This is a genomic window from Micromonospora sp. BRA006-A (assembly GCF_033433935.1).
GTDB classification, from domain to species: Bacteria; Actinomycetota; Actinomycetes; order Mycobacteriales; family Micromonosporaceae; genus Micromonospora; species Micromonospora aurantiaca.
Genome location: NZ_JANCLW010000001.1, coordinates 1,478,533 through 1,504,454, shown reverse-complemented (window position 1 = coordinate 1,504,454; position 25,922 = coordinate 1,478,533). Strand labels below are relative to the sequence as shown.

At 71.2% G+C, this 25,922-nt stretch carries 19 protein-coding genes and 2 tRNA genes; 11 read left to right on the top strand and 10 right to left on the bottom strand.

What is annotated here, in order from left to right; all coding sequences use genetic code 11:
- Positions 1–11: 11 nt before the first annotated feature.
- The 5 genes from NMK34_RS07300 to NMK34_RS07280 form a co-directional block, all read right to left on the bottom strand.
- Complete coding sequence (locus tag NMK34_RS07300; RefSeq protein ID WP_318336287.1) at positions 12–3,470, bottom strand: LamG-like jellyroll fold domain-containing protein; 3,459 nt, start codon at positions 3,468–3,470, stop codon at positions 12–14.
- Positions 3,471–3,586: 116 nt separating this feature from the next.
- Positions 3,587–6,784 (bottom strand): hypothetical protein, encoded by a 3,198-nt coding sequence (locus NMK34_RS07295; protein WP_318332766.1) that lies wholly within the window; start codon positions 6,782–6,784, stop codon positions 3,587–3,589.
- An 820-nt stretch (positions 6,785–7,604) separates the two neighbouring features.
- The gene (locus NMK34_RS07290) at positions 7,605–8,156 is read right to left on the bottom strand and encodes a kinase (protein ID WP_318332765.1); all 552 of its coding nucleotides are present in this window, start codon (positions 8,154–8,156) and stop codon (positions 7,605–7,607) included.
- An 86-nt stretch (positions 8,157–8,242) separates the two neighbouring features.
- Positions 8,243–8,497, bottom strand: a complete 255-nt coding sequence (locus NMK34_RS07285) for a hypothetical protein (RefSeq protein ID WP_187690133.1) — start codon at positions 8,495–8,497, stop codon at positions 8,243–8,245.
- A gap of 200 nt (positions 8,498–8,697) precedes the next feature.
- Positions 8,698–8,773, bottom strand: a tRNA-Lys gene (locus NMK34_RS07280).
- Between the two features lie 187 nt (positions 8,774–8,960).
- Between NMK34_RS07280 and NMK34_RS07275 the strand changes: the two genes are divergently transcribed.
- Positions 8,961–10,235 carry a L,D-transpeptidase gene (locus NMK34_RS07275; RefSeq protein WP_318332764.1) on the top strand — a complete coding sequence of 425 codons (1,275 nt, stop codon included), beginning with the start codon at positions 8,961–8,963 and terminating at the stop codon, positions 10,233–10,235.
- A 162-nt stretch (positions 10,236–10,397) separates the two neighbouring features.
- Positions 10,398–11,693 carry a L,D-transpeptidase gene (locus tag NMK34_RS07270; protein ID WP_318332763.1) on the top strand — a complete coding sequence of 432 codons (1,296 nt, stop codon included), beginning with the start codon at positions 10,398–10,400 and terminating at the stop codon, positions 11,691–11,693.
- A 54-nt stretch (positions 11,694–11,747) separates the two neighbouring features.
- Here NMK34_RS07270 and NMK34_RS07265 read toward each other — a convergent pair.
- Together NMK34_RS07265 and orn are read right to left on the bottom strand one after the other, a co-directional pair.
- A tRNA-His gene (locus tag NMK34_RS07265) sits at positions 11,748–11,823 on the bottom strand.
- 90 nt (positions 11,824–11,913) lie between these two features.
- Positions 11,914–12,504, bottom strand: coding sequence for an oligoribonuclease (gene orn, locus NMK34_RS07260; RefSeq protein WP_013474266.1), 591 nt, complete (start codon positions 12,502–12,504; stop codon positions 11,914–11,916).
- A 74-nt stretch (positions 12,505–12,578) separates the two neighbouring features.
- Between orn and NMK34_RS07255 the strand changes: the two genes are divergently transcribed.
- Entirely contained in the window at positions 12,579–13,874 is a 1,296-nt protein-coding gene (locus tag NMK34_RS07255) for a glycosyltransferase 87 family protein (RefSeq protein ID WP_318332762.1), read from the top strand.
- A 101-nt stretch (positions 13,875–13,975) separates the two neighbouring features.
- Here the strand turns inward: NMK34_RS07255 and NMK34_RS07250 are convergent, their stop codons facing one another.
- From NMK34_RS07250 to NMK34_RS07240, 3 genes are all read right to left on the bottom strand, one after another.
- Complete coding sequence (locus NMK34_RS07250) at positions 13,976–14,827, bottom strand: hypothetical protein (protein ID WP_318332761.1); 852 nt, start codon at positions 14,825–14,827, stop codon at positions 13,976–13,978.
- A 140-nt stretch (positions 14,828–14,967) separates the two neighbouring features.
- On the bottom strand, positions 14,968–15,693 hold the full coding sequence (locus tag NMK34_RS07245; RefSeq protein WP_318332760.1) for a YcnI family protein: 726 nt from the start codon (positions 15,691–15,693) through the stop codon (positions 14,968–14,970).
- A 16-nt stretch (positions 15,694–15,709) separates the two neighbouring features.
- Complete coding sequence (locus NMK34_RS07240; RefSeq protein ID WP_412098855.1) at positions 15,710–17,377, bottom strand: copper resistance CopC/CopD family protein; 1,668 nt, start codon at positions 17,375–17,377, stop codon at positions 15,710–15,712.
- A gap of 222 nt (positions 17,378–17,599) precedes the next feature.
- Here NMK34_RS07240 and NMK34_RS07235 point away from each other — a divergent pair, with 222 nt between their 5' ends.
- The 8 genes from NMK34_RS07235 to NMK34_RS07200 all read left to right on the top strand — a co-directional run bounded on the left by NMK34_RS07235 (position 17,600) and on the right by NMK34_RS07200 (position 25,900).
- On the top strand, positions 17,600–18,187 hold the full coding sequence (locus tag NMK34_RS07235; RefSeq protein WP_318332759.1) for a sigma-70 family RNA polymerase sigma factor: 588 nt from the start codon (positions 17,600–17,602) through the stop codon (positions 18,185–18,187).
- Between the two features lie 30 nt (positions 18,188–18,217).
- Positions 18,218–18,745: a MauE/DoxX family redox-associated membrane protein gene (locus NMK34_RS07230; protein ID WP_135243593.1), complete on the top strand. Its 528-nt coding sequence runs from the start codon at positions 18,218–18,220 to the stop codon at positions 18,743–18,745.
- A complete protein-coding gene (locus NMK34_RS07225) occupies positions 18,738–19,454 on the top strand; it encodes a thioredoxin domain-containing protein (RefSeq protein ID WP_318332758.1) in 717 nt (238 codons plus the stop codon). The genes NMK34_RS07230 and NMK34_RS07225 overlap by 8 nt, the downstream gene beginning before the upstream one ends.
- Positions 19,451–20,539, top strand: a complete 1,089-nt coding sequence (locus tag NMK34_RS07220) for a hypothetical protein (RefSeq protein WP_318332757.1) — start codon at positions 19,451–19,453, stop codon at positions 20,537–20,539. The genes NMK34_RS07225 and NMK34_RS07220 overlap by 4 nt, the downstream gene beginning before the upstream one ends.
- A 174-nt stretch (positions 20,540–20,713) precedes the next feature.
- Positions 20,714–21,889: a DDE-type integrase/transposase/recombinase gene (locus NMK34_RS07215; RefSeq protein ID WP_318332756.1), complete on the top strand. Its 1,176-nt coding sequence runs from the start codon at positions 20,714–20,716 to the stop codon at positions 21,887–21,889.
- Between the two features lie 208 nt (positions 21,890–22,097).
- Positions 22,098–22,820 (top strand): FkbM family methyltransferase, encoded by a 723-nt coding sequence (locus tag NMK34_RS07210; protein ID WP_318336285.1) that lies wholly within the window; start codon positions 22,098–22,100, stop codon positions 22,818–22,820.
- Positions 22,821–23,047: 227 nt separating this feature from the next.
- Complete coding sequence (locus tag NMK34_RS07205; protein WP_318332755.1) at positions 23,048–24,106, top strand: LacI family DNA-binding transcriptional regulator; 1,059 nt, start codon at positions 23,048–23,050, stop codon at positions 24,104–24,106.
- A 117-nt stretch (positions 24,107–24,223) separates the two neighbouring features.
- Positions 24,224–25,900 carry an ABC transporter substrate-binding protein gene (locus NMK34_RS07200; protein ID WP_318332754.1) on the top strand — a complete coding sequence of 559 codons (1,677 nt, stop codon included), beginning with the start codon at positions 24,224–24,226 and terminating at the stop codon, positions 25,898–25,900.
- Positions 25,901–25,922 lie beyond the last annotated feature (22 nt).

Here is a 25,922-nt window from a genome sequence, read left to right as displayed (position 1 = left end):
CGCCTGTCACGTCAGAGCGAGAGTTGTTCGCGGACCTGGACGTTGAGCTTCTCGATCAGGACCTTGTCGGCGACGCCGTCGTAGACCCGGACGTCGTCGACGGCGCCGGACAGGTGCTCCTTGAAGGCGCCGTCGAGCCAGGCGCGGCCCAGTTGCACCCCACCGGTGGCGACGAACGGCGACACCAGCTGGATCGCCTCGGTGAAGAACCCGTTGACGTACAGGGCCATTTCGCGGGCGTAGCCGTTGTAGACGAGGGTCAGGTGGTCACCCTTGCCGACGAGCTTCGGCGCCTCATCCGTGGCTTTCGTGGTCCACTCCGGCGCCACCGTGTCGGTGCTCGCCATCGCCAGTTCCCACTGCCCGGCGTTGTTGCAGCGCACGACGACCGAACTGCCGTTGGTGCCCTTCTGCGAGAAGACGGTCATCGGGGTACCGGCACAGTTGCTGGTCAGCTTGACCCGGGCACTGATCGAGAAACTGCCCGCCATGTCCGCGTTTGTCGATGTGCTGGCGTAGCTGTCCGCGTTACCGGTCAGCGCGAGGTGACCACCGCCGAGCAGCGACAGGACCGGGTGCTTGAAGACCGTCGCACCGCTGCCCAGAGTGAGGCCCGCGCCACCGCGCTCCTCAGGACTGACCTTGCTGGTCTCCGCGTTCAACCGCCAGTACGCCTTGCGGCTCGGCGCCGTCTTCTGCAGGCCGGTGACCTCGTCGGCGATGATCAGCCGGTCGAAGACGGAGACGTCCGCCATCGCCCCTTCCCAGTTGTCGGCGTAACCGCTCTTGGTCAGCACACGGCCGATCTGGAGCGGACCGCGCGCCTTGGTCAGCGACCTGCGCTGGGCGATGCGCGGGGCGTTGTTCCCGACCTGGAGCGACATCTCCTTCTTCGGCCCGTCGAAGATGGCCGTCACGTACGTCCAACCCGTCGTGGCCGCCGCACCGTCGACCTGCCAGCGGCCCAGTGAGTTGACGTCGTTGACCGGCATCCGGAAGAACCAGGATCCGCCCTCGACGCCCAGCGCGAACCCGGGCTCACCGGTGCCGTCCTGGCTGACCGCCACCTGCCGCCGGCCGGCATCGTCGACCTTGAACCAGCCGGTGACGGCGAAGCTCGCCGACGTGTCGGTCAGGACCGGCTTGGTGGTCGTGAGGTGGGCGTCGGCCGTCCCGTCGAAGCGGGCGGCCGTGTCGGACGTCCCACCCGGACCCTCGACCCCGAACGTGACGCCACTTCCGGCCGTCGCGTCGTTGTCACCGAGCCCGTCGCCGGCGCCGTCCTCGCCGGCGACCTCGCCGAGCGACCACTGGGCGGTCGGCGGTCGCTTGCCCACCCGGAACGTGCACGAGGCGATGCTGCTCGACCGGCCGGCCCGGTCGACGGCCTGCACGTTGATCGTCCGCGGGCCCTCCTTGTCCGGGTACCAGTTCGGCAGGGTGACCGGCCCGCCGTCGGTAGTGGGCCGAAGCACGTTCACGCCCGGTGCCGGGTTGGTGTTGAAGCCGTACCGGTACTCCACCACGTCCGTGGCGGCGGAGTCGAAGACGAAGTTGCCGGGTACACCGATCGAACCCAGCCACTCGTCGCTCTCGATGCAGTTGGACGCGCTCGCCGTCCCGTTGTCGGCCGCGTCCTGCGGCAGGTACACCGCGGAGTCGACGTCGGGCGCGCTGGGGCTGGTCTTGTCGTAGAGGAACTGACAGACGTTGCGCGAGCCCTCACTGCTCCACGGACCCCAGCTGGTGTTGTCGCTGGCCCGTACCTCCCAGGAGATGGGGACGTTCTGCGCGATGTCACTCGGGACCGTGTACGAGAAGACCGATCCGCTGGCCTTCAGCGGAGTGGTGTACGAGCGCGTCTGCAACGTCCCGCCGGCCGGCGTCCAGGTCACCTTGAACTCGGCCTTGATCTGCTCGGTGTGGGCCGAGGAGTGGTCCGGGTCCCGCAGCACCGCGTTCAGCCGCGGCGGCACGTCCACGTAGGGCGCGCCGGAGCCGTAGACACACTGCCCGCCGGGGGACATGGTGAGTTCGTTGAGGTTGGCGATCACCGGCGCCCGGTTGTAGCGGACCGAGAGGACGCCGTTGTCGCAGAACCGCTTGGTGTGCGTCGAGTCGCTCTCACTGACCGACCGCAGGCCGAGGGTCACGTTGCTCCAGCCCTTGGTCACCGCCTGCTGCACCGCGGCCTTCGCGTTCCACTCCGTGTTCTGGTTGGTGGAGGTACAGGTGGCCTGCGTCTTGGTCGGCGAGCTGGTGGCGAGGTGCGTCGCTCCGGACCAGCCCGAGCCGCCGGGCTGGTTGCTCCAGTTGGTGGAGGAGGTGATCCCGGCCGGCATCAGGTAGAGCGCCGCCGCCCGGGCGGTCGAGTTGTAGACGTGCTGCAGGGTGACCCGGAAGGTGGCCTCCAGGATCGTCTTGCCCGAGTACGGCGTGGCGAGCCGGTAGAACAGGCGCTTGACCTTCGAGTTGTTGCAGGAACTGGGGCAGAGGCCGATGCGTTCGTGCCGCTTGCCGTCGAACTTCCAGTACTCCTCGTTGGGGTAGCCGCTGTCCACCATCGCCCAGGCGCTGTTGGTGCTGCTCTGCCAGACCGGGTCGATGTACAGCGGGAACGAGGCGTCCGGATCGGTGAGCATGGACCGGTCCGGGGTGAGGGTGAGGGTGTTGTCCGAGTAGTCGAGGCCGACCGGAGCCACCTCCGACGTGTCGCCCGGCCCTTCGGCCGAGGCCGCGCCCGGGTCGGTCGAGGTGTCCAGCGACCGCGCCGCGGCCGCATCGCCCCCCTCCTGGCTTCCGCTGTCCCACATGGTCGGCGCGTCCGCCTCCAGGACCGGGTTGCCGGTGACCGGGTCCAGGGCGACCACACCACCCTCGGCCGTCTCCTCGATGGTCAGGCCCACCGCGGCGACGCCGAGCCGGAGGTTCTGGAGTTCCGGCAGATTGGCCGCCTCCGGCGTCTTGACCACCAGTACGTGCGAGAAGCCCTCGACGGTGACGTTCGCGACCAGGTCGACATCCTGGAACACGTTCGGGTAGGTCGCCTTGCTCTCCTCGACCACGGGAGCGGGAAGCGGCCCGTGCGGCCAGGTCAGGGTCATGCTCTTCTGGTCCCGGGTGACCACCATCAGCGGTGCGGTGCCGCCCTGGGAGAGCTGCATGCCGAGCAGCGCGGCGGCCGGGCCGTAGGAGCCGTCGGGCTGAACCACCAGGGTGGAGTCGGCGGGCACCCAGGCGTCTCCCTGTGTGACCCGCACCGGCTGGGTGTGGCCGTTGGCGATGAGCGTGCCATCCGGCTGCGCGAAGACGTCGCGGTACTCCGTGCGGTGCGCCAGCACCTCGACCGGCTGGTTGAGCGCCCTGGCTGCCACCAGCGCCTCGGCCTCGGTGTCCCGGACGAGGTCCTCCGAGGCCGCGGCGGTACGCGGTGCCGGCTCCGGCGGCTGGACGAACACCACCGTGGACATCAGGCCGGCGAGGCCGAGCGTGAGCCCGAGCGTGAACACCCGGCCCCGTTTTCTCGTACGACGGGCCACCCTCTGGTCCTCCCCCGCTGGATAACTGCTCATGTCGATGGTCTTCATCAGCTGATCGCCGCCCCGAACGCGCTGTGCCCGGTGGGGAGACCGCCCTGTCCCGGCTGCCAGGTGACGCTCGGGACCGTGTTGCCCGCCTTCAGATCGGACCAGGTGAACCCGTAGACGGCGTCGGCGCCGTAGGGAGTGCCGACGTAGAGCCGCTGCGAGGTGGCCGAGAGCGAGGCGCCGACCAGTTCCTGGGCGCCGGCCGTCCCCGGCATACCGCCGGATTCCCGGTGCAGCGTGGTCGGGGTGCCGATCGGATTCGCCAGCGCCGGGAAGATGCGTACCCGTCCGGAGTCGGCCACCGACGTGCCCGCGTCCTCACCCGGCACGCCGATTGCGACGAACATCGTCGCGTTGGTGCCCTCACTGCCCGGCGCGGTGTTCACCACCACGACCTTCTCGCCGAGGTAGTCGCCGTCCTCCGAGGCGTACGTGATCGCGGGCAGTTCGGTGAAGGTGTTCGCGGCGGTGACGTGGAACCGATGCACGAGCCCGGCGTCCGGTGCCGGGGTGTTGGTGGCCGCGACCACCAGGTCCTCACCCGGCACACCGACGACGACCAGCGAGTCGGCCTGGCCGGCGGGAGCACCGACGGGCCGGTACGGAGCGATCGAGATCGACTTGCCGAAGTTGTCGTTGGCCTCGGCGTCGTTCGAGACGTTGGCGACGTTCTGCTCCAGGCCGGCGGCAAGGGCCGGCAACCCGTTGCTCAGCGTGTGGCTGAAGACGTTCACCGCTCCGGCGAAGGCCTCGGTGCCGATCGCCTCGCCCGGGGAACTGACCGCCCAGTGGTACGTGGAGGCGGCCACCGCATAGCCCGTCCGGTCGTCGATCTCGGCCGCGCCCGGGATGCCGCTGCCCTGGGACATCGCCACGTTGACGTTGCCCCGGAGGTAGTGGACGATGCCCGCCAGCGCGCCGCCGGTCAGCCCTTCACCGGGCGCGCCGATGACGAGGTAAGGCTCACCGCCGGCCGTCCGGCTGCCGGCGACGGCGAAGCCGAACCAGTCGTACGCCTCGGCCGCGTCGGGGACGTTGGCGCTGTCCTGGTGGTACCAGACGGCGGGCGGGCCCTGCGCGAGGCCGGCGGGTGATCCGAACAGCACGTAGACGACACCGGCCTGGGCCTGGCTGCTGACGGCCTGGTTCGGCACGCCGACCGCCAGGTCGGTGCAGCCGTCGTTGTTGGCGTCGTACGCGGCGATCGAGGTGCCGAAGCGGTCGCCCGCCTCGGCTGCACCGGGCATGTTCGCGCCGCCCTCGTGCAGGGTGTGCACGGTGGTGCTGCCGCCGTACGTGACGTTGATCCGGCCGGCCCGGATCTGACCGTTGACAGTGGCCTCCGGGTCGGCGATCGCGATGTCGGCGACGCCGTCGCCGTTGAAGTCGCTGTCCGTTCCGCCGGTGCAGCCGGTGACCGGAGTGGCCGTGGTGTACACCTGCATCTCGCAGAACGACGACCAGACGTCGCTGCCGGAGACGCCGTCGGCGGCCTTCACCCGCCAGCGGTAGATACCGCCGTCGACGAAGGCGCCGGCGGGAACGGTCGCCGCCACTGTGGCGCCGGAGGCGACGTTGCTGGACGACGAGGAACCGATCGCCTTCTCCGCGTTCATCGCCCACCACTCGAAGGTGACCGTCATCGCGGTGCCGTCGCCGTCGGCGACGGTGGCCTTGAGCTGCGGCGTCAGCGTGTTGACGAGGGGACGGCCCGAGCCGGTCGCGCAGGTGGTGGCGGGGACGGTCGACCGGGCCGTCACGGTCGGCCACGAGTTGTAGGTGACGCTGGCCTTGGGCACCTCGGTACTGGCTGCGGCGTTGCGGGAGCGGAACTGCTTGAAGGACTTCGAGTCGGTTTCGTCGGTGGCCCGAAGACCCATGTCGGCGCGGGTGTCACCGGCGTTCGCCGCGCGCTGGAAGAACGTGGTCCCGCTGATCCCGATCCAGGCGTCGTTGCAGCTGGCGTCGTAGCCGGCTGTGGCGAGGGTGGTCGCCTCCTGGTTGTTCCACGCCGGCTGGGTGTCCCAGATCATGTCGTCGGCCACCGCCCCCACGGTCCAGAGCTCCCACGACCGGCCCTCGCACAGGGGCGACCACCAGTTCCAGAACGAGACGGTGGCGGAGGTGATCTGCTTACCGACGAAGGCCGTGGTGTCCCAGCGCAGCAAGGATCGGGTGACGGGCCCGGTCGGACCGAGCCGGCCGAGCCGGAGGTCGTCGGTGCCGCCCCGGTTGACCGTGTCGCCGGCCTGGATGTAGGTGTCGAACGTGGTGTACACCGGGTTGATCGTCGGGTCGATGACGATCGGGTACTCCCGCTTGGAGTCGTTCAGCCAGCGCAGGTCCGGGGTCAGCGTCAGGTCGAGCCCGTCGGTTCCACGGGCCCCGGCGGCGGGGGCGATCGTGGATGCGAGAGCCGTCTCGGCGATGGGATTGCCGAGCGCGTCGACCCGGGCGTCCCACATCCGCAGTGCGGGGGTGTGCGCGACCACCCGGCCGGTGGCGTCCTCGATGGCGGTGTTGCCGCCGGCGTCGCGGACCGCCCGGGCGGCGTTCGGCCCGGTGATCGGCAGTGTGAGCCGGGCGACCTGCTTCACGGCGCTGCGGTCCTTCACGACGAAGAACGCCTCCATGCCGGCGCGGGTCGCCTCGACGACCAGGTCCACCCCGGGCAGCGTGTCGACATAGGTGGCCCGTCCGCCGTCCAGCTTCGGCTCGGGCAGCCGGCCGGCCCAGCCGACCGCGAGCCGATCCGCTCCGTGGCCGAGGACGGCCAGTTCCGGCGTCCCGCTCGGTTGCGCGCCGGAGACGACGAGATCGAAGGGGTGGGCGACGGCGGCGATCCGCCCGTCCGCGCCCTTGCGCAGGGTCAGATCGACCGGAACCCACTGGTCACCGCGCCGGATCCGGCTCGCGCCGATCGACAGCTCGGCCCGGAACTGACCGTCCGGCAGTGCGAAGACCTCTGTCGTCTCCGACGTGAGGCTCTTGACCTGCACCGGCTTGCCGGACTCGCGGGCGGCCCGAAGGGACACCGCTTCATCGGTCCGGCTCTCCACGCCGCCTGTCACGCCGTCCGGGCCAGCGGCGAGATACTCCGCCGGCTCTCCCGGTACGCCCGCCAACGCGGCCGCCGTCAGTACGGCGACACCCGCAGCCAGGCACGAACGAACAGTGGCCGTCACTCGACGTGCCACAAACCCTCCCCCGTGTGCTTTCCAGTTGTGCGAGCGGGACTCTAAGGGTGCCCTGCCTCAGCGCACAAGGTCGGACACGTTCCGTCAGGACGCATCACTCCGAACTGGACATCCCATCAACGAGTAACAACGCTCAGTAACGAGACTTGCCCTCCACGGTGGAGCTTGCGACGGCCGCCGCATCCACGAGTGGCAGCGTCGGGCGGACGAACCGATCTTCAAAGCCGCAGATCAGTAGATGGTTGCCACAGTCAACTGACCTCGCGCGAACCACTCCACCATTGCGAACTATTTTCACGCATCGCCATCTTCGAATATGACACGGCGTAGTCGTCATTGATCGAACAATTAGCCGATGCGGCACTCGTCCATCGGGAGGCAGTGCCGGACCAGTCAGACTCATGGACACACCGACATGACGGCGGACGGCGTCACCCCAGCCGCTCGGGCAGGTCATCGGTCCAGCGCGGAGCGCCGAACAGTGGCCGCGGAAAAAGATTCGTACCGTCAGAACATCGAGCGATTTTCGTCGCATTCGGGCGCCGGGATCGTCCTCTTCCGCGCAGTGACGTGTTGGTGATCATCATGCGCAACGCCAGCGACGTGACAGGCGACGACGATTACCAGTCCGAAAGCACTGCGGCGCCGATCGTCAGGGTGTGGTCGACCTTCTGATATCCGGGCTGCGGGCCGGTTCAGCGCTCAAGTCCTCCGTGGGTCACGGACAGCTCGTCGTGGGCGTCGGACGTCTGCACGATCAGGTCGGCGGGCAGGGACGGCAGCGTCGCCGGGGTGCCATCCACCGCGACCTTGACGCCGGCTAGCGTCTGTCGTCGTCGCGCCCGTCCTGGGGCAGCCCGGAGACGGCCGCGATCGCCTCGACCGCCTCGACCAGGCCGGTGGTCTCCGGGAGGACGAGTTCGCCGGGCCAGCCCAGGAAGTCGCGCGCGGCGTACCAGCCGCTCATCTGCTCGACGGTGAAGTCACCGGCCTGCGGGCGGGTCAGATGCCGGCGCAGCGTCTCGGCCAGCGACACGTCGAGGTAGCAGAACAGCGACCGCCCCCGGTGGCCGTCGCGCAGCGAGGTCAGCACCTCGCGGTAGCGCCCGGTGTAGAGGATTCCTTCCAGGATCACGTGGTAGCCGTGGTCGAGGGCGAACCGGGCGGTCTGCTCGATCAACGCGGGGGCGACGCCGCCGGGCTTGTCCCGTTCGCGCAGGACGATGCGGCGCAGGTAGTCCTGTTCGACGAGGGCGCACCCCCGGCCGTGCCGGCGTCGCAGCTCGCGGGCGATGCTGCTCTTGCCCGAGCCGGAGTTGCCCCGGATGCAGACGAGGATCGTGTCCGGGCTGCCGGCGGGTGCGGCGCGCACTGTCCCTCCCTTGACCGCGAGGACCGATGCCGAAGGCGGGTGGACGCCCGCCGGTGCCGCTCCCGGCAGCCCGGCGGGCGACCTCACTAGCCCTGGGTCTTCACCAGGAACGCGTAGCCGATCACCTTCGTGCCGTCCCAGTTGTACATGGGACGGCACGCCTGCGGCTTCGTCCACGACGACTGGTACTTGGGCCGGGCCTCGTTGCAGGCCTTCAGCGTCGAGTAGGTCGGGCTCGAGTAATCCGCGTACGCGGGCGCACCAAGGCCGAGCACCAGCGCGCCCGCGACCGAGGTGGCAGCGACGAGGCTACGGATCCGCGGCCGTCGGAAGGCTTTCATGTCTTTCTCCCGTTCTGATCGTGGTCGCCCGACCGTCCATCGTGGCCGTCGCGATCATGATCAGCTTAGGTCGACCACACAAACCGCACCGACGGACACACGTGGCGCTCCACCGACCGGCGGTCGACCCGGGCGCAGCGGGCGCCGTACGCGAAAAAGGCCCTGACCGGCGTGGAACGCCTGGTCAAGGCCTTGATCGTTGGTGCGCCGCCAGGGACTCGAACCCCGAACCCGCGGATTAAGAGTCCGCTGCTCTGCCAGTTGAGCTAGCGGCGCTCGCTGACAACGGGAAGAAGATTAGCACGCCCGCCGAGGCGGGTTCCAATCCGATACCGGGGTCCACCCTTCGGACGAGCTTAACCGGCGAAAGCGGTCAAAACGGTCATCCGATCCAGCGCGGGGGCGGGTGTGTGAGCGTCGATACGGCACGATGTCCGCCAGGCACGCGATGACAGGGGTGGGCATGGGCAGGTTCGCGCGGGCCGGGGCGACGGTGGGCGTCCTGGTCCTGACGGCGTCGCTGGCGCTGACCGGATGCGGCGGCGGCGACGAGGGGGAGAAGCCGGAGTTCGTGCCCGGCCAGCAGCAGGTGGGCGGCGTCTCGTCCGCCGCGCCCGACCCGAGCGTCGCACCCAGCGACAACGCCGCCGCCCCGCCGCTGACGGTGAGCCCCGCCGACGGCGCGAACGCCCGGCCGGTCAGCACCGAGATCAGCGCCCGCATCCCCGGTGGCGGCACTGTGTCGAAGGTGGTGCTCGCCGCCGCCGACGGCACGAACGTCACCGGGCGGATGCGGCGCGACGGCTCGAGCTGGGTGCCGTCGGCAGCGCTGAAATACGGCACCAAGTACACCGCCACGGTCACCGGCGCCGGCAAGGACGGCCAGACCTACCAGGGCACCAGCACGTTCACCACGATGGCCAAGCCCAAGTCGATGATCGGCTCCGGCCTCTACATGTTCAGCGGCAAGACGTACGGGGTGGCAATGCCGGTGGTCGCCGAGTTCTCCCCGGGCATCCCGAAGAAGGACCGCGCCGCGGTGCAGAAGCGGATGTTCGTGCAGACCGACCCGCCGCAGCCCGGCGCCTGGCACTGGGTCGACAACGGTACGCAGGCGTACTACCGGGCCCCGGAGTACTGGAAGACCGGCACCACGATCACGGTCCGGCTGGCGCTGGCCGGGATCCCGCTGAGCAACGGCCGGTACGGCAACATCGACCGCAGCGCCACCGCCAAGATCGGCCGCGCGTTCGAGATGACCGTGGACAACGCGACCAAGCAGATGACGGTCTCCGAGAACGGCACGGTGATCCGTACGCTGCCGGTGAGCCTGGGCAAGAAGAGCACCCCCTCCTCCAGCGGCACGATGGTGGTGATGGAGAAGAAGGAGTCCACCGTCTTCGACACCCGCAGCGAGCCGGACCCGGCCAACCGCTACGTCACCGAGATCGACTTCGCTCAGCGGATCACCTGGGGCGGCGAGTACATCCACGCCGCGCCCTGGTCCGAGGGCGTGCAGGGGCGCCGCAACGTCTCGCACGGCTGCGTGAACGTGTCGATGGCGAACGGCCGGTGGCTGTTCGGCAAGACGATGGTGGGCGACCCGATCACGGTGAAGGGCACCGAGCGCCGCCTGGCCCCCGGCAACGGCTGGACGGCGTGGAGCATGAGCTGGTCGCAGTTCGTCGCCGGCAGCGCGCTGCCGGTTCCGCAGGGCGGGCAGCCGGCGCCGTTCTGACCGGCGTAACGTGGTCGGACACGCCACCTCCGACGAAGCGCCGGACGCCAGTGGAATCGTTACACCCGTGCGGGGTGTTGCGTTTCACGTCCGGCAACGCGTACCCGCTCCGGCGCGTCTGACCTGAGACGACGGGGAACGGCATCACCTTGTGAGGGAGTCATGCGAGCTGGCCAGGACGAACCGATCCGGGGCGCGAGCGCCCGACGCGTCAGCCGCCGCCGTGCGCTGGCAGCCGGGCTGCTCGCCGCCGCGATGGCCCTGACCGCCTGCACCAGCGGCGGCGGCGACGAGCCGTCGAGCTGGCAGGGCGGCGGCGACGGCGGCGAGAAGGCCCCGAAGGCGGCGGCCACCATCAGCGAGCCCGCCGCCGACGCCAAGGACGTACCGGCGTCCACCGCCGTCACCTTCACCACGAAGGAGGCGCAGGAGACCACGGTCGAGCTGAAGGACGCCGCCGGCAAGGTCGTCGACGGCACGCTCGCGGCGGACGGCGGGAGCTGGCTGCCGTCAGCGGCCCTGGAGTACGGGCAGACGTACACGGCGACCGTCACCGCCACCGGCGACGACGGCAAGCCCGCCACCGCCACCAGCACGTTCACCACGATGGCGAAGCCGGCCAAGCAGATCCGGGTCACCAGCTTCCTGGGCGACAACCAGGTCGTGGGTGTGGGCATGCCGCTGATCGTGAAGTTCGGCCGGGCCATCCCGGAGGACTACCGCGACGACATCCAGCGCCGGATGACAGTCACCTCGAAGCCGGCCCAGGAGGGCATCTGGCACTGGGTGAGCCCGACCGAGGTGCGCTACCGGCCGAAGACGTTCTGGAAGGCCAACAGCACGGTCAGCTACAAGGTGCAGGCGGGCGGGCTGCCGCTGGGCGGCGGCTGGTACGGCCGGGCCGACCTCAGCGTCGACGTCAAGATCGGCCCGTCGTTCGTGATGACTGTCGACAACCGCACCAAGCGGATGACTGTCACCCGCGACGGCAAGGTGGTCAAGACCATCCCGGTGAGCCTGGGCAAGAAGAGCACCCCCTCCTCCAGCGGCACCATGGTGGTGATCGAGAAGCTCCGGCACACGGTCTTCGACACCATGGAGGAGCTGGGCCCGGAGGAGGGCTACCGCACCGAGATCGACTACGCCCAGCGGCTCACCTGGGGCGGCGAGTTCATCCACGCCGCGCCGTGGTCCGAGGGCGTGCAGGGCCGCACGAACGTGTCGCACGGCTGCGTCAACGTCTCGATGAAGGAAGGCAACTGGCTGTTCGCCAACACCCGCATCGGTGACCCGATCACCGTCAAGGGCACCGAGCGCAAGCTCCAGAACGGCAACGGCTGGACCGACTGGAACATGAGCTGGGACGAGTACGTCAAGGGCAGCGCCCTGCCGTACGAGCCGCCGTCGGCCGACACCACGCCGGACGCCGGTACGCCGAGCGTCGAGCCCACCCCCTGACCCACCTACATGACGAAGAAGCCCCCTCCCGCAGGAGGGGGCTTCTTCGTCATGTGGGGTGACTGATGGGAATTGAACCCACGACAACCGGGACCACAACCCGGTGCTCTGCCAACTGAGCTACAGCCACCATGCTCTCCGCTCCGGTCGCCCGGGGCGGTGCGCGGACTCATCATAGCCACACTCCCACCGACCCCGTCCACCGGGTTCGGCGCGGGCGTCAGAGCTGGGCGGCGATCGCCTTCGCGGCCTCGACGTCAGGCCCGGGCAGTGGCACGAACACGGTCCGCCGGTAGTACTCCAGCTCGCGGATGCTCTCCCGGATGTCCGCGAGGGCCCGGTGGGCCAGGCCCTTCTGCGGCTGCCCGAAGTACACCCGCGGGTACCAGCGCCGGCACAGCTCCTTGATCGAGGACACGTCGATCATCCGGTAGTGCAGGTGCGCGTCGAGCCGGGTCATGTCGCGGGCCAGGAAGCCCCTGTCGGTGGCGATCGAGTTGCCGCACAGCGGGGCCGTGCGCGGATCCTTCACGTAGCTGGTCACGTAGTCGAGCACCATGTCCTCGGCCTCGGCCAGCGTCACCGTGGAGCGGCGTACCTCCTCGGTGAGGCCGGACTTGGCGTGCATGGTCCGCACGATCTCCGGCATGCCGTCGAGCGCCTCGTCGTCGGCGTGGATCACCACGTCCACGCCGTCACCGAGCACGTTGAGGTCGGGATCGGTGACGAGCGCGGCGACCTCGATCAGGGCGTCCCGCCGCAGGTCGAGCCCGGTCATCTCACAGTCGATCCAGACGAGAAGATCAGCCACCGGAACAGACTACGCGCCGCCGACGCGCCCGCGCCTCGGCCCGGCGGCCGAGGTGGACCGCTAGGGTTTCCTGCGTGCCAGCCGAACCCGTCGCCCCACCCGCCGTCCCCCGTGACGACGCGGGCGGGCGTACGGCCCGCTGGGTGGTCGTGGTGCTGGCGCTGATCGCGATCATGCCGGCGCCCTACCTGCGCAACCTGCGGCACGACTACTACGACCAGAAGATCTACATGTCGGCGATGGACTGGTGGGCGGCCGGGCACCCGCTCTACGACTACGTCCAGCCGGACCGGGTGCAGGGGGCGCTCTACTTCACCTATCCGCCGTTCGCGGCGCTGCTGCTGGCGCCGTTCGGGTATCTGCGGCTCGGGGTGGCGATCGCCGCCTTCGCGGTGCTGACAGTGGCCGCGGTGGTGGTGACCACGCGCTGGCTGGTACTGCCGGTGCTGCGGCGGCACGACCTGCCGCGGGGGTTCGGCCTCACCGTCGCCGTGCTGCTGGTGCTGGCGGTGGAGAGCACCCGGGAGACGATCACGCTCGGGCAGATCAACATGCTGCTCGTGGTGCTGATCCTCGGCGACCTGCTGTTCGCCGTACCGCAGGGCCGGCGCTGGGCCGGCGTGGGCGTGGGACTGGCGGCGGCGCTCAAGCTCTTTCCCGGCATCTTCGTGCTCTACCTGCTCGCCGCCCGGAAGTGGCGGGCGGCGGCCGTGGCGGCGGTGACGGCGGCGGTGGCCACACTGCTGGCGGCGGCGGTCGCGCCGGGCGACTCGTGGCGCTTCTGGACCCACGAGCTGTGGGTGACCGACCGGGTGGGCCGCCCCGACTACACCGGCAACCAGTCGCTGTTCGGGCTGCTCAGCCGCCTGACCGCGCCGGCCGAGCCGGACCGGCTGCTGTGGCTGCTGCTCGCGCTGGCGGTGGCCGCGTTCGGCCTGTGGCGAGCGGCGCGCGCGGCCCGGGCGGGGGACGCGCTGGTGGGTCTCACCCTGACCGGGCTGGTGGGCGGGCTGGTCAGCCCGATCACCTGGATCCACCACCTGTACTGGTTCATTCCCGCAGTGGTGGTGCTCATCGACGCGGCACTGGACGCCGATCCGGCGACGCCCGCCGGGGCCCGCCGTCGCGGCGGCCTCTTCGCGCTGGCCGCCGTCGTCGGCCTGCCGATCGTGTACGGGCTGGTGACGTTCCAGGACTGGGGCACCGCCATCGTGCACACGGACGACCCGGTCGACTTCGTGGTCCGCAACATGTACGTCCTGCTGAGCCTGCTGGTGCTCGCGGCGCTGCCGATCCGTCGGCACGCGGATGAGAAACCGATGACCCGGACTGAACGGACACACCTCGCAACAAATGGCGATCAGCGCTAATCTGGTATCAACTACCTCAGTTTTCTCCCAGGTAGCACCGATCCCCCGGTGAAGAACGGCCCTCCGCGTCGGCAGCGCGGAGGGCCGTTCGGGTTCCGTCGTCAATCCTTGTCGTCGGGGCACCGGCGGGGCGGCGCGGCGATCGCCGCACGGGTCCGCCCGCCCGAGGCTGAGCCCACCGCCACCAGGTGCCGCTCGGGTCGCGACGCCGGGCCCGGCTGCCGGCCCAGGCCGCTCAGCGAGGTGACACCGAGACGCCCGGCCAGCACCGGCACCTGGTCCGGCTCGACCACGAAGACCACCTCACGCGGCCGCAGCGGGCGCAGCAGCACCGCCACGGCGAGGACCACCAGCAACGTCCCGCCGGCCAGCAGCGCCCACGCCAGCCCGGGGAACCACCCGGCCCGCAGCTCGGCACGCATCCGCAGGTCGAGCCCGTCCGCGCCGTCCACACGCATCACGACCAGGCTCAGCGACCGGCCGGACAGCTCCGCCGGGCTCCACTCCAGGGCGCCGACGCCCTCGCGTACCCAGAAGGGCTGAGTCATCGGCGCGGCGGTGGCGGCGCCGGCGGTGGCCGGGTCGAGGTCGACAGGCAGCGGGCCCCGGGTGACCGCGACGCGGCGCACGGTGCTGTGCGGGACGTCGGCCAGCCACCGTCGCACCTGGTCGGCCGGGGCGAGGCCGAGGAAGACGGGGCCGTCGTCGTCCCGCGCGGTCAGGTGCAGCCGGGCCTGCCCGGTACGCGCCAGCGGCAGGTCGGCGCGCAGCAACGCGTCCACGTCGGCCACGACCACCGCGCTCGCCGGCGTGCGGACCGGCTCGAACCGGGCGCCGAAGCCGCCATCGGGGTCGTCGTGCCGGGCGGCGAGCCATAGACCTCCGCCCGCCAGCAGCGCCGGAATCCCCAACGCCAGCAGCACCATGCCGGCGATCGTGCGTACGAAACGCATTCGCGTCGTCCCTCTCGGTAGCCGATTACCCGGCCGACCTTACCGACGGGGGTCGGCCGGTCGCCGGATATCGGCGGCACCGGGGCCGGAACGGCGACCGGCCCGGCGGATCGTTCCGCCGGGCCGGTGCGTGGCTCGCGTCAGGACTTCGCGGCGGGCTCCCGCCGGGTACGCGCGAACGCCAGACCGCCGAGGGCCAGGCCACCCAGGCCGGCGACCAGGCCGGCCACGCCGAGGGCGGTGGCCGCGCCGGAGCCGTCGTCGTCATCGTCGTCGTCCGCCGCGGCGGCCGGCGCGCTCGCACCAGGCGAGGCGGGCGCCGCCGCAGCCAGCTTGAGCACCGGCGCCGGATTCTCCGGCTCCTCCGCGCCCGGCGTGGGCTCCTCGATCCACCGGGAGACGTTGCCGTCGGAGTACGTCTGGAGCACCTTGAACACCATCGTGTCGGCCTGCGGCAGCGGGCCCATCGACACCGGGAACTCCTGGAACTCGCCCGGCTTCACGCCGCCGTTCGGCGCGGCCGTGAAGGTCAGCTTGGAGACCGCCTCGGTGAGCTGGCTGCCGTGCACCTCGATCGGCGGGTCGACCTTGCGCTTCTCCACCGCCACCGTCCAGCCCGCCACCGGCATGGTGGAGACCGAGCCGACCGGGGCGTTCTCCGGCAGGTTCACCTCGACCTTGACTGTCGACGCCGTGTCGCTCTCGTTCGGCACCCGGAACGCGAACCGGCCGTAGCCGCCCTGCTTGGCCTCGGCCGGGTTGATCGTGACGTGCGCCGAGGCCGGACCGGCCACGCCGAGCACCGCCGTGGCGACGGCGGTGAGGGTCAGCGCGGCGACTGTCGCGGAGCGCCGGAGACGGATCATCAGATGGAACCTTCCGTTACTTGATCGGCACGGTGGCGGTCACCGTGGCCTGGTCGATGTCGGTCGTACGGACGGTGATGCGCACCTGCCAGTCGCCCCGGGCCGGCAGGTTGATCTCGCCGGTGGCGTGGTTGTCGCTCAACGGCAGCAGCGGGACCGTGATCGGCTCGATCCCGGCCGACGGCAGCGCGGCGGTGACCTTCCACTCCTGCACCGGCTGCGGGCGGCTGTCCTTGGTGTAGGCGTACAGGTGCATCGAGTTGTTGCCGGTCTCGGCCGGGTCCACCTGGACCTCCAGCGAGTAGATCGGGCTGCTCAGCGTGGCCGAGAAGTAGCCCTGCTCGGCGCCCGCGACGTTCGCGGCGGCGGTGCGCGCCGGGGTGGTCTGCACGAGCGTCGCCGACACGCCCAGCACCACCGCCGTGATCACCAGCTCGGCCACCACGGCCCGCCGCATCGAGCCCGGCCGGCCGGCGGCGACCCGCCGCCGCACCAGCGCCCGGGAGTACGCGGCCACGCCGATCACCAGCACGAACAACGCGATCTTGGCGAGCAGGAGCCGGCCGTACGTGGTGTCGAACAGCGCCTGCAGACCGGCCACCTCGATCAGGCCCTGCACCGTGCCGGCCAGCAGCAGCGCGGCCACCGCGAGCGCGGCCCAGCGGGACCAGATCGGCAGGATCGCGTCCAGCTCCCGCTCGTCGGCCTGACGCAGCAGGAACACCGCGAGCATGACCAGGCCGCCCAGCCACACCGCCATGCCGCCCAGGTGCACCGCGTCCACCACCACCGACACCGCGGGCGCGGGCGAGGCCGCCGCGTGCCCGGCCAGCGGCCAGGTGAACAGCGCCGCGCCGCCGAGGACCGCCAGGATGATCCCGTCGGTACGGCCGATCGGGCCGGCGAACAGCGGCCGGAGCAGGAACGCCGCCGCCGCGAGCAGACCCAGCCGGACCAGGTGGGTGGTGCCGTAGGCGCTGCCGAGCACGTCACTCAGGCCGGAACCGGTCACGTCGAACAGGCCGCCGCCGTTGACGTACGGCACCTGAAGCCACACCTCGGCCACCGTGGCCGCCGCCAGCAGGCCCAGCCCGGTCCAGGCCAGCCGCGCCGGTCCCCGGCGGGACAGCCGGCGCGGCCAGAGCGCGGCGAGCACCAGCGCCGGGCCGACGAGCAGCAGCAACCCGACGTAGCCGGCGTACTTCGCCACCTTCACCGCGGTCTCGGTGACCGGGTTCGCCCGGTTGTCCGAACCGCTGTCGGTGGGCGGCTCGGACGGCGCGCCGACGGAGTAGGTGAAGGCCCCGGAGACCGGGTGGCTGTCGGCCGAGATGACCCGGTAGCTCACCAGGTAGGTGCCGCGCCCGCCGGACGGGTCCACCGGGATGGTGACCTCGGCGCCCTGGAAAGTCGGCTCGCCCCGGTCGGCCCGCGAGCCGTCGGGGGCGATCACCCGGACCTTCCCGGGCACCTTGCGGACGCCCTCGCTGAACGTGATCACCACCTGCGCGGGCGCCTCGGGCACCACGGCGGAGGCGGCCGGGCTACTGCTCACCAGCACCGCGTGGGCGGCAGCAGGGGAGGCCGGCACGAGCAGCAGGGCGACCAGCAGGAGCAGCAGCCCGGCGACGGCCCCGGAGCGGGCGGCGACGGCCCGGGACGGGCGGCGTACGGCAGCAGTCATGACCGCCATGGTTCCCGAACCGGTGCGGATCCGGCGAGCCGGTCTCCGGCGGGCGTGACCGAGCGCCCACCCGGCGCGGCGGCGCGCGCCACGCCGGGCCTGCTCGGAGGTCATGGGAGGGTAGTCGGACGGCGCACGGAAAAAGTTCCCGGCGTGTGCGGGACCACGGAATGGGTCGAAGGACCCTGTCCCCTCCAGGTACGCCGCGTAACCTCGGGTGACGTGATCCCCGGCCCGAGCGACACCGCCGCCGACCGCCCCGAGTCGGCGTCCGACGCTGCCCGGGACGCGGCCACCGGCTGGGCGCTGGCCGCCCGCGACGGGAACCGCGACGCGCAGGCCGCCTTCGTCCGGGCCACCCAGGCCGAGGTGTGGCGCTTCGCCGCCGCGCTCGTCGACCCGGACACCGCGGACGACCTCACCCAGGAGACGTACCTGCGGGCGTTCCGGGCGCTGTCCGGCTTCGAGGGGCGCTCCAGCGTGCGGACCTGGCTGCTCGGCATCGCGCGGCGGGCCTGCGCCGACCACCTGCGCACCGTCGTGCGCCGCCGCCGGCTCGACGCGCGGCTCGCCGCCCAGGCCGCCACCGACCGCCCCTACCCGGACCCCGCCGGGCAGCTCGGCGCCACCGACCTGGTCCGCCGGCTGCCCGCCGAGCGGCGCTCCGCGTTCGTGCTCACCCAACTGCTCGGCCTGTCGTACGCCGAGGCCGCCGACGTGGAGGGGGTGCCGGTGGGCACCATCCGCTCCCGGGTCGCCCGCGCCCGCGACGAACTGGTCGACGCCGTCGGCGACACGCTGGCCGGATAGCGGGAACCTTTCGTGGCGCTCGGACGACGAATGACTGTGACCCCCTCCCCCTCACCTCGGGCCGGCCGCTGGCAGGCCCTGCGGCCCTGGCTCGGCGTCGCGGCCCGACTCGGACTCGCCGCCGTGTGGCTGATCGCCGGCGGCACCAAGGTCGGCGACCTGGCCGCCTCGGGCCGGGCCGTGAACGCGTACCAGGTGATGCCGTACGACGTGGCCACGGTGATCGGCGCGGCGCTCCCGTTCGTCGAGCTGGCCCTGGGCGTCCTGCTGCTCGCCGGGCTCGCCACCCGGATCAGCGCCGGCGTCTCAGCGGCGCTGCTCGTGGTCTTCATCGCGGGCATCGCCTCGGCCTGGGCCCGTGGCCTGGCCATCGACTGCGGGTGTTTCGGCAGCGGCGGGCAGCTCGCCGCGGGCCAGACGCCCAGCTACCTCCCGGAGATCCTCCGGGACCTCGGGTTCCTGGTACTCGCCGGGTTCCTGCTGATCTGGCCCCGCACCCCGTTCTCCGTGGACGGGTGGCTGGCGGGCGACGACACCGTGGAGGACACCGATGAGTAGTCGCAAGGGGCGCAAGGACGCGGCCCGCGTCGTACGCGAGCAGATCGCCCGGGAGAAGCGGCGCAAGCGGACGCTCTGGACCTCGATCGCCGCGGTGCTGGTGCTCGTCATCGCCGGTGGCATCGGCTGGGCGGTCTACTCCAGCCAGAAGTCCGACGAGTTCACCGCCCCGCCCGGGGCCAACGACGCCGGCACCGGCATCGTGCTCGGCACCGGGCCGGTCACCATCGACCTGTACGAGGACTACCTCTGCCCGGCCTGCAAGCAGTTCCAGCAGATCAACGGCGAGACCCTCAACCAGCTCGTCGGCGAGGGCAAGGCCAAGCTGGTGTTCCACCCGGTCGCGTTCCTGAACCGCTTCTCCACCACCGAATACTCGACCCGCTCCTCGGCCGCCTCCGGCTGCGCCGCCCAGGGCGGCAAGTTCCGCGAGTTCACCGACCAGCTCTTCGCCAAGCAGCCGCCGGAGGGCGGCGCCGGACTCAGCAACGACGAACTCGTCGACATCGGCGCGGGCGTCGGGCTGAACCGGGACGAGTTCGCCTCCTGCGTCTCCGACGGCACGTACCGGTCGTGGACCGAGCACGTCACCGACGAGGCGAGCAAGTCCGGCGTGACCGGCACCCCGACCATCAAGGTCAACGGCAGTGAGCTCCAGGACCGCAGCCCCGAGGGGATCAAGTCGGCGGTGGAGGCGGCCGGCAAGTGATCGCACCCCTGCGCCGGGCCGCGCTGGTGCTCGCCGTCGCGGCCACCACACTGCTCACGCTCGCCACGCCGGCCGCCGCGCACGGCGCGGACGCGCCCGACGGCACCGACTACCGCGCCACGATCAGCGGCGTCGACCCGGACCGCCCCGGCCTCACCGCGCGCATGGTGGAGGCCGGCGCGCGGCTGGAGCTGACGAACGACACCGGTGCCGAGGTCACAGTGCTCGGCTACTCCGGTGAGCCGTACCTGCGCATCGGCCCGGGCGGCGTGTACGAGAACCTTCACTCCCCCGCCACCTACCTGAACCGGACGCTGGCCGGGGAGACCCGGCTGCCGGCCGAGGCGAACCCGGCCGCCGCGCCCGACTGGCGGCGGATCGACGACGGCCCCACCGCCCGCTGGCACGACCAGCGCACGCTGTGGCGGGAGGAGGCTCCGCCGGCCGCCGTCGCCGCCGCCCCGGACCGGGAACACCGGGTACGCGACTGGGCGGTGCCGCTGCGTGCCGGTGACACCACCGGGGCCGTACGCGGCACGCTGGACTGGGTGCCGCCGCCCGACCCGTACCCCTGGTGGGTGGCCGCTACGCTGGGCTTCCTGCTGGTCGGTGCGGCCGGGCTGGCGCCTGGTGGCACCGCCGCCGGGGTCCGTGCGCTGCGCGCGGCCGGCGCTCTGCTCGCAGTGGGCGGCGCCGCCACGGTGGTGCTCACCGTCGCCCGCGCGCTGGACACCGGCGCGCCCGGCGTCGGCGGAACGCTCGCCGAGCTGGTCACCGGGCAGGTGTGGACGCTGCTCACCGGGCTCGGCGCGCTCGCCGCCGGCGGGTACGCGCTGGCCCGCCGCCCGGCCGCCGACTTCGTGCTGGCGCTCGCCGGTGCCTGCCTCACGTTGTTCGCCGGGGCGACGAACCTGGCCGCGCTGTCCCGCGCGATCCCCCCGGCCGCCGGCCCGGCCGTGCTGGTCCGGGTGCTGGTGGTGGTCGGCCTGGCGACGGGTGCCGGCGCGGTGGCGGCGGGCCTGCTGCGCCTGCGTACCGCCGCAAGAGCAGCCCGCCCCACCCTCCACCCAACCCCCACGCCCTGACCCTCGCCCCGCCCCGCGGCGAGATCTTGGTACCAAACGGCCCCCGTAAGGGCTGTTCAGTCCCATGACCTCTGTCGCAGGTGAAGTCCCAATACATGTGTCACATGATCAGCGGGCTGGGAGGTGTCGCGGGGCCGGGTTTGACTGCGGGGCGTGGCGAATCGGCGTCTGGTCATGAGCGCGTTGGATGCCCTGCTCACGGCGGGGGTGAAGATCGATAATGTGCAGCGGTGGTGTCGGGACAACGGGGTCAACCCGCGCACGTTCTACCGGCATCAGGCGCGCGTTCGGCTCGAAGGGGCGTGGCAGCCTCGGTCGAGCCGGCCTCATCGCAGTCCGGGGCAGACCCCTGCGGAGCTGGACGCCTGGATCTGCAAGCTGCGCGCTGAACTCGGCGTGGACAATGGCGCTGATCGCATCCATGACGCGCTGGTTGACCTGCACGCGCGGGTGGCCCCTGACTGGTCGGTGCCGTCACGCTCGACGATCAACCGGGTGCTGTCGCGTCATGACCTCCTCGACCGCAACCCGGCGAAACGGCCCCGCAGTTCGTGGCGCCGCTTCGCCTTCGCCCAACCCCGCGACTGCTACCAGATCGACGCGACCATGGTGGCACTGGCCAACGGCCATCTCGTAGCGGTCTTCGACGTCCTCGACGACTGCACCCGCATGCTCGTGGCCTGCCACGCCGCACCCGCGGAAACCGCCACCGCCGCGATCACCGCTATCAACCACGCGATCACCGACCACGGCCCACCCGCGATCGTCCTGTCCGACAACGGCGCTGCCTTCACCAGCCACCGCCTGCACGACAACGCCGGCCCCTCACGCTTCGCCCAAACCCTGCACCCGCACGGCACCCGCCTGATCCACTCCAGCCCCTACCACCCACAAACCTGCGGCAAAGTCGAACGCCACCACCAGACCCTGAAGAAATGGCTAGCCACCCAACCCCACCAACCCCGGACCCTGCGTCAGCTCCAACATCTGCTCGACACCTACCGCGAGCACTACAACCACCGCCGCCACAGCGCCCTCACCGCCCGCGCCACCCCGCACCACGCCTGGCACACCGCCACCCGCCACGGCGGCCCCCAAGCCCTACCCATCCAAACCGACGCGACCATCCACCGATCCCGCGTCTCCACCACCGGCACCATCACCGCCGGCAGCACCCGCATCGGTGTCGGCTGCACCTGGCGCGGACACACCCTCACCGCCATCCGCGACCACCAACACATCACCGTCTACACCACCGAAGGCCACCCCATCGGCCACGCCACCATCACCAACAGCACCTACACGCGCCTCACACCCACCACTGACACACGTCCCGGGACACACCCTTGACACACCTACCGGGACATGACAGCCCCCGCGAGGGCCGCTTCGTACCAAGATCTGCTGGTCGTCGTTGACTGCGCACCATCTCTATGGCGTCCTAGGAGGATGGGGTGATTGCTCAAGGGACGCGAATGGGGCTCGGGGACGCGCCCGGCTGGCTAGCGTCGGAGGGGTGCGGGACGGGGTGATCGAGGCGCTCAAGGCGGATCCGGCGATGTCCGGTCTGCGCCGCTCGCTGGACTTCTACCACGGTGACCCGGCGCGCGAGGCCGCCCTCGACGCGTTCTACGCCCCGCTGGTCCGCGCCGGCGACCTGGTCTTCGACGTGGGCGCACACGTGGGCGACCGGCTGGGCAGCTTCCGCCGCCTCGGCGCGCGCGTGGTGGCGGTCGAGCCGCAGCCGCTGTGCGCGCGGGTGCTGCGCGAGATGTACGCGGGCGACGACGGCGTGACGGTGGTGGAGGCGGCGTGCGGGCGTACCGCCGGGCCGGTGCGACTGCACGTGAACTCGGCCAACCCGACGGTCTCCACCGCCTCCCCCGGGTTCGTCCGCGCCGCCGGCGGCGCGCCCGGCTGGGCGGGCGAGACCTGGGACGCGCAGATCGAGGTGCCCGGCACCACGCTCGACGCGCTCGTGGCGGCGTACGGCGTACCGGCGTTCGTGAAGATCGACGTGGAGGGCTTCGAGGACGCCGTGCTGTCCGGGCTGAGCCGGCCGGTCCCCGCGCTGTCGTTCGAGTTCACCACCATCGCGCGGGTGGCGGCGGCGCGCTGCCTGGACCGGCTCACCGCGCTCGGCTTCACCCGGTTCACCGTGGCGATCGGTGACGAGATGGAGTTCGCGCTGCCCGGTTGGCGTCAGGCGGCCGCTGTGGCCGCGTACCTGCGCACGCTGCCGGACGATGCCAACTCCGGGGACGTGTACGCCCGCCCCTGAGCGTCCATTTCGGACCTCCCGGACGGGGGCATGAGGCATCGACCCTGCTCATCGCCGTGATCGGCGGAGTCGCAGCCCGGACACTTTTTTCAAGCCTCGAACTTAGTAGTACATCGTTATCCGTCTGTGATTGACGTGACTGACGCCACTTGGGTTGACTGCCACGGAACCGCTTCCGCAACCGGTTCCGAAACACCCCGCTCATCCCTGCGACCCGGGAGCGTCACGTGCCGATCACCATCGCCGACGTCGCCACCCGCGCCGGGGTGAGCAAGACGACGGTCTCCCGGGTGCTGAACGGCAAGGGCGAGGTGCACGTCCGTACCGCCGACCGGGTCCGCGCCGTGATCAGCGACCTCGGGTACGTGCCGAGCGCCCGCGCGGTCGGGCTGGCCCGGGGCCGTACCCGGGTGGTCGGGATGCTGGTACCGGCACTGACCTGGCCCTGGATGGGCGAGGTGCTCCAGGGCGCGGCCGACGTGGTCGAAGCCGCCGGGTACGGCATGCTGCTGTTCACCTGCACCCACGGCGACGAGTCGATGCGCCGGTTCGCCTCCCAGGTCTCGGCCAAGTCGTTCGACGGCCTGCTCGTGGTCGAGCCCGAGGGGACGCTCGACTACATCACCGAGCTGCACCGGCGCGGCCTGCCGGTCATCCTCATCGACGACCGGGGTCACCAGCCCGGCTTCCCGTCGGTGCGGACCACGAACGAGGCGGGCGCGCGGGCCGCCGCCACGCACCTGCTGGCGCTCGGCCGGCGGCGGCCGCTCGTCGTCACCGGCCTGCGCCGGTTCGGCTGCACCCGGGAACGGCTCGCCGGGTTCGCCGGCGCCTACGCCGACGCGGGCGTACCGGTCGAGCCGGACCGGGTGGTGGAGGGCGACTTCACCTTCGAGTGCGGGCGCGCGGCGGTGCGGCGGCTGCTCGCCGACGGCGTACCCTTCGACGCCGTCTTCGCCCACAACGACCTGTCGGCGGCCGGGGCGTTGCAGGCGCTGCGCGACGCCGGGCGGCGCGTCCCGCAGGACGTCGCGGTGGTCGGCTTCGACGACCTCCCGCTGGCCGGGCACACCCACCCTCCGCTGAGCTCCGTGCGCCAGCCCCTGCGGGAGATGGGTACGGCCGCCGCGCGCCTGCTCATCGGCCACCTCGCCGGCACGCCGCTGCCGGACACCCCGACCGTCATCCCCACCGGCTTCACCGCCCGCGACTCGACGACCACAAGCGACCCGACCGCACCGGACTCGACAGACACGCGAGGGCCGACGGGCGCCCGCGTCACCTGACCCCTCACCGCCGAACCCGGCGACCACGCCGGCGGGCCCCCCGCCGGTGGCACCACCGCACACCCTCCATCCACCACATCCCGCCCGAGAAATGCGGGACCACCGAGGGAGACCTCCATGAGAAGACGGCAACTCCTCGCCCTCGCGCTGGCCGGCGCGATGGTCACCGGCGCCGCCGCCTGCGGCGACAGCCCGAACGCGAACAAGAAGAGCGGCCAGGCCGCGACCGTGTTGAACGTCGGCATGCCCAACGGCCCGCAGGCGGAGAACAACAACCCGTTCCTCACCACCTCGGCCGCCGCGTCGCTCGGCTACCGGTGGCAGATCTACGAGCCGCTGATGATGTGGAACCCGGTCAAGCCGGCCGAGCCGTTCAAGCCGTGGCTGGCCACCAAGGCCGAGTGGTCGTCGGACTACAAGACGGTCAAGGTGACCGTCCGGGAGAACGCCACCTGGTCCGACGGGCAGAAGGTCACCGCCGAGGACGTCGCGTTCACCTACAACCTGGTGAAGAAGTTCCCGGCCCTCAACGACCAGGGCGTGCCGTACACCGACGCCGTGGCCAGCGGCAACGAGGTCACCATCTCGATGGCCAGCCCGCAGTTCGTCAACCAGCAAAAGGTGCTGTGGCGGGTGCCGATCGTGCCGAAGCACCTCTGGGAGAAGATCGCCGACCCGGCCACCGACCCGGTGAAGCAGCCGGTCGGCAGCGGCCCGTACACGCTGAAGTCGTTCACCCCGGCGACCACGACGCTCTCCGTACGCGACAGCGGCTACTGGCAGGACCCGCCGAAGGTCAAGGAGCTGCGGTACACGTCGTACACCGACAACAGCGCGCAGACCACCGCGCTCGCCAACGGCGAGTCGGAGTGGAGCTTCGTCTTCATCCCGAACTACCAGACCGTGTTCGTGGCGAAGGACCAGAAGAACCACAAGATGTGGGCGCCGCCGGTGCTGGGCATCCACGGCCTCTACGTGAACACCACGAAGAAGCCGTTCGACGACCCGACGCTGCGCAAGGCGATGAACATGGTCATCGACCGGGCGGACATCTTCACCACCGCCGAGGCCGGCTACTTCCACCCCGAGGTCAAGAGCGTGACCGGCCTGCCCAGCCCGGCCGGTGACTCGTTCATCGCGCCCGAGTACAAGGGCCAGGAGCACAAGGTCGACGTCGAGGGCGCCAAGGCGCTGCTCACCGGCGCCGGCTACAAGCTCGACGGCACCACGCTCAAGGACAAGAGCGGCAAGCCGGTCACCATCCGGCTCACCGACCCGGCCGGCTGGTCCGACTACCAGACCAGCCTGGAGATCGTGAAGGGCAACCTGGCGAAGATCGGCATCGCGGCCACCATCGACAAGGCCAACCAGGACGCCTGGTTCCGCAACGTCGAGCAGGGCAACTTCGAGGCCACGTTCCGGTGGACCGAGTCCGGCGCCACGCCGTACGACATCTACCGGACCATCATGGACGGCCGCGTGCTCAAGCCGATCGGCACCGCCTCCCCGGCGGGCAACTTCGGCCGGTTCCAGAGCAAGGAGGCCACCGACGCGCTGGTGTCGTACGCCAACGCCACCGACGACGCCACCCGCACCACGGCGATGGCCACCCTGCAGAAGATCTTCGTCGAGCAGGTGCCGATGATCCCGGTCGGCGCGGACAACATCGGCGGCGCGTACAGCACGAAGAACTGGACCGGCTGGCCGGACGACGCGAACCCGTACGGCGCGCTCCAGCCCACCCAGCCCAACGCGGTGGACGTGGTGCTGCACCTCAAGCCGGCCGCCGGCTGACCCGGCGCCGCCGGCCCGGCCA

Excerpts from the sequence above, each read along its gene's own strand:
- NMK34_RS07300 (WP_318336287.1), bottom strand. The coding sequence starts at position 3,470 with ATGTCCACGGTGGTGTTCGTCCAGCCGCCGGAGCCGGCACCGCGTACC.
- NMK34_RS07285 (WP_187690133.1), bottom strand. The coding sequence starts at position 8,497 with ATGAAAGCCTTCCGACGGCCGCGGATCCGTAGCCTCGTCGCTGCCACC.
- NMK34_RS07275 (WP_318332764.1), top strand. The coding sequence starts at position 8,961 with ATGGGCAGGTTCGCGCGGGCCGGGGCGACGGTGGGCGTCCTGGTCCTG.
- NMK34_RS07270 (WP_318332763.1), top strand. The coding sequence starts at position 10,398 with ATGCGAGCTGGCCAGGACGAACCGATCCGGGGCGCGAGCGCCCGACGC.
- NMK34_RS07250 (WP_318332761.1), bottom strand. The coding sequence starts at position 14,827 with ATGCGTTTCGTACGCACGATCGCCGGCATGGTGCTGCTGGCGTTGGGG.
- NMK34_RS07245 (WP_318332760.1), bottom strand. The coding sequence starts at position 15,693 with ATGATCCGTCTCCGGCGCTCCGCGACAGTCGCCGCGCTGACCCTCACC.
- NMK34_RS07240 (WP_412098855.1), bottom strand. The coding sequence starts at position 17,377 with ATGACTGCTGCCGTACGCCGCCCGTCCCGGGCCGTCGCCGCCCGCTCC.
- NMK34_RS07230 (WP_135243593.1), top strand. The coding sequence starts at position 18,218 with ATGACTGTGACCCCCTCCCCCTCACCTCGGGCCGGCCGCTGGCAGGCC.
- NMK34_RS07225 (WP_318332758.1), top strand. The coding sequence starts at position 18,738 with ATGAGTAGTCGCAAGGGGCGCAAGGACGCGGCCCGCGTCGTACGCGAG.
- NMK34_RS07215 (WP_318332756.1), top strand. The coding sequence starts at position 20,714 with ATGAGCGCGTTGGATGCCCTGCTCACGGCGGGGGTGAAGATCGATAAT.
- NMK34_RS07210 (WP_318336285.1), top strand. The coding sequence starts at position 22,098 with ATGTCCGGTCTGCGCCGCTCGCTGGACTTCTACCACGGTGACCCGGCG.
- NMK34_RS07200 (WP_318332754.1), top strand. The coding sequence starts at position 24,224 with ATGAGAAGACGGCAACTCCTCGCCCTCGCGCTGGCCGGCGCGATGGTC.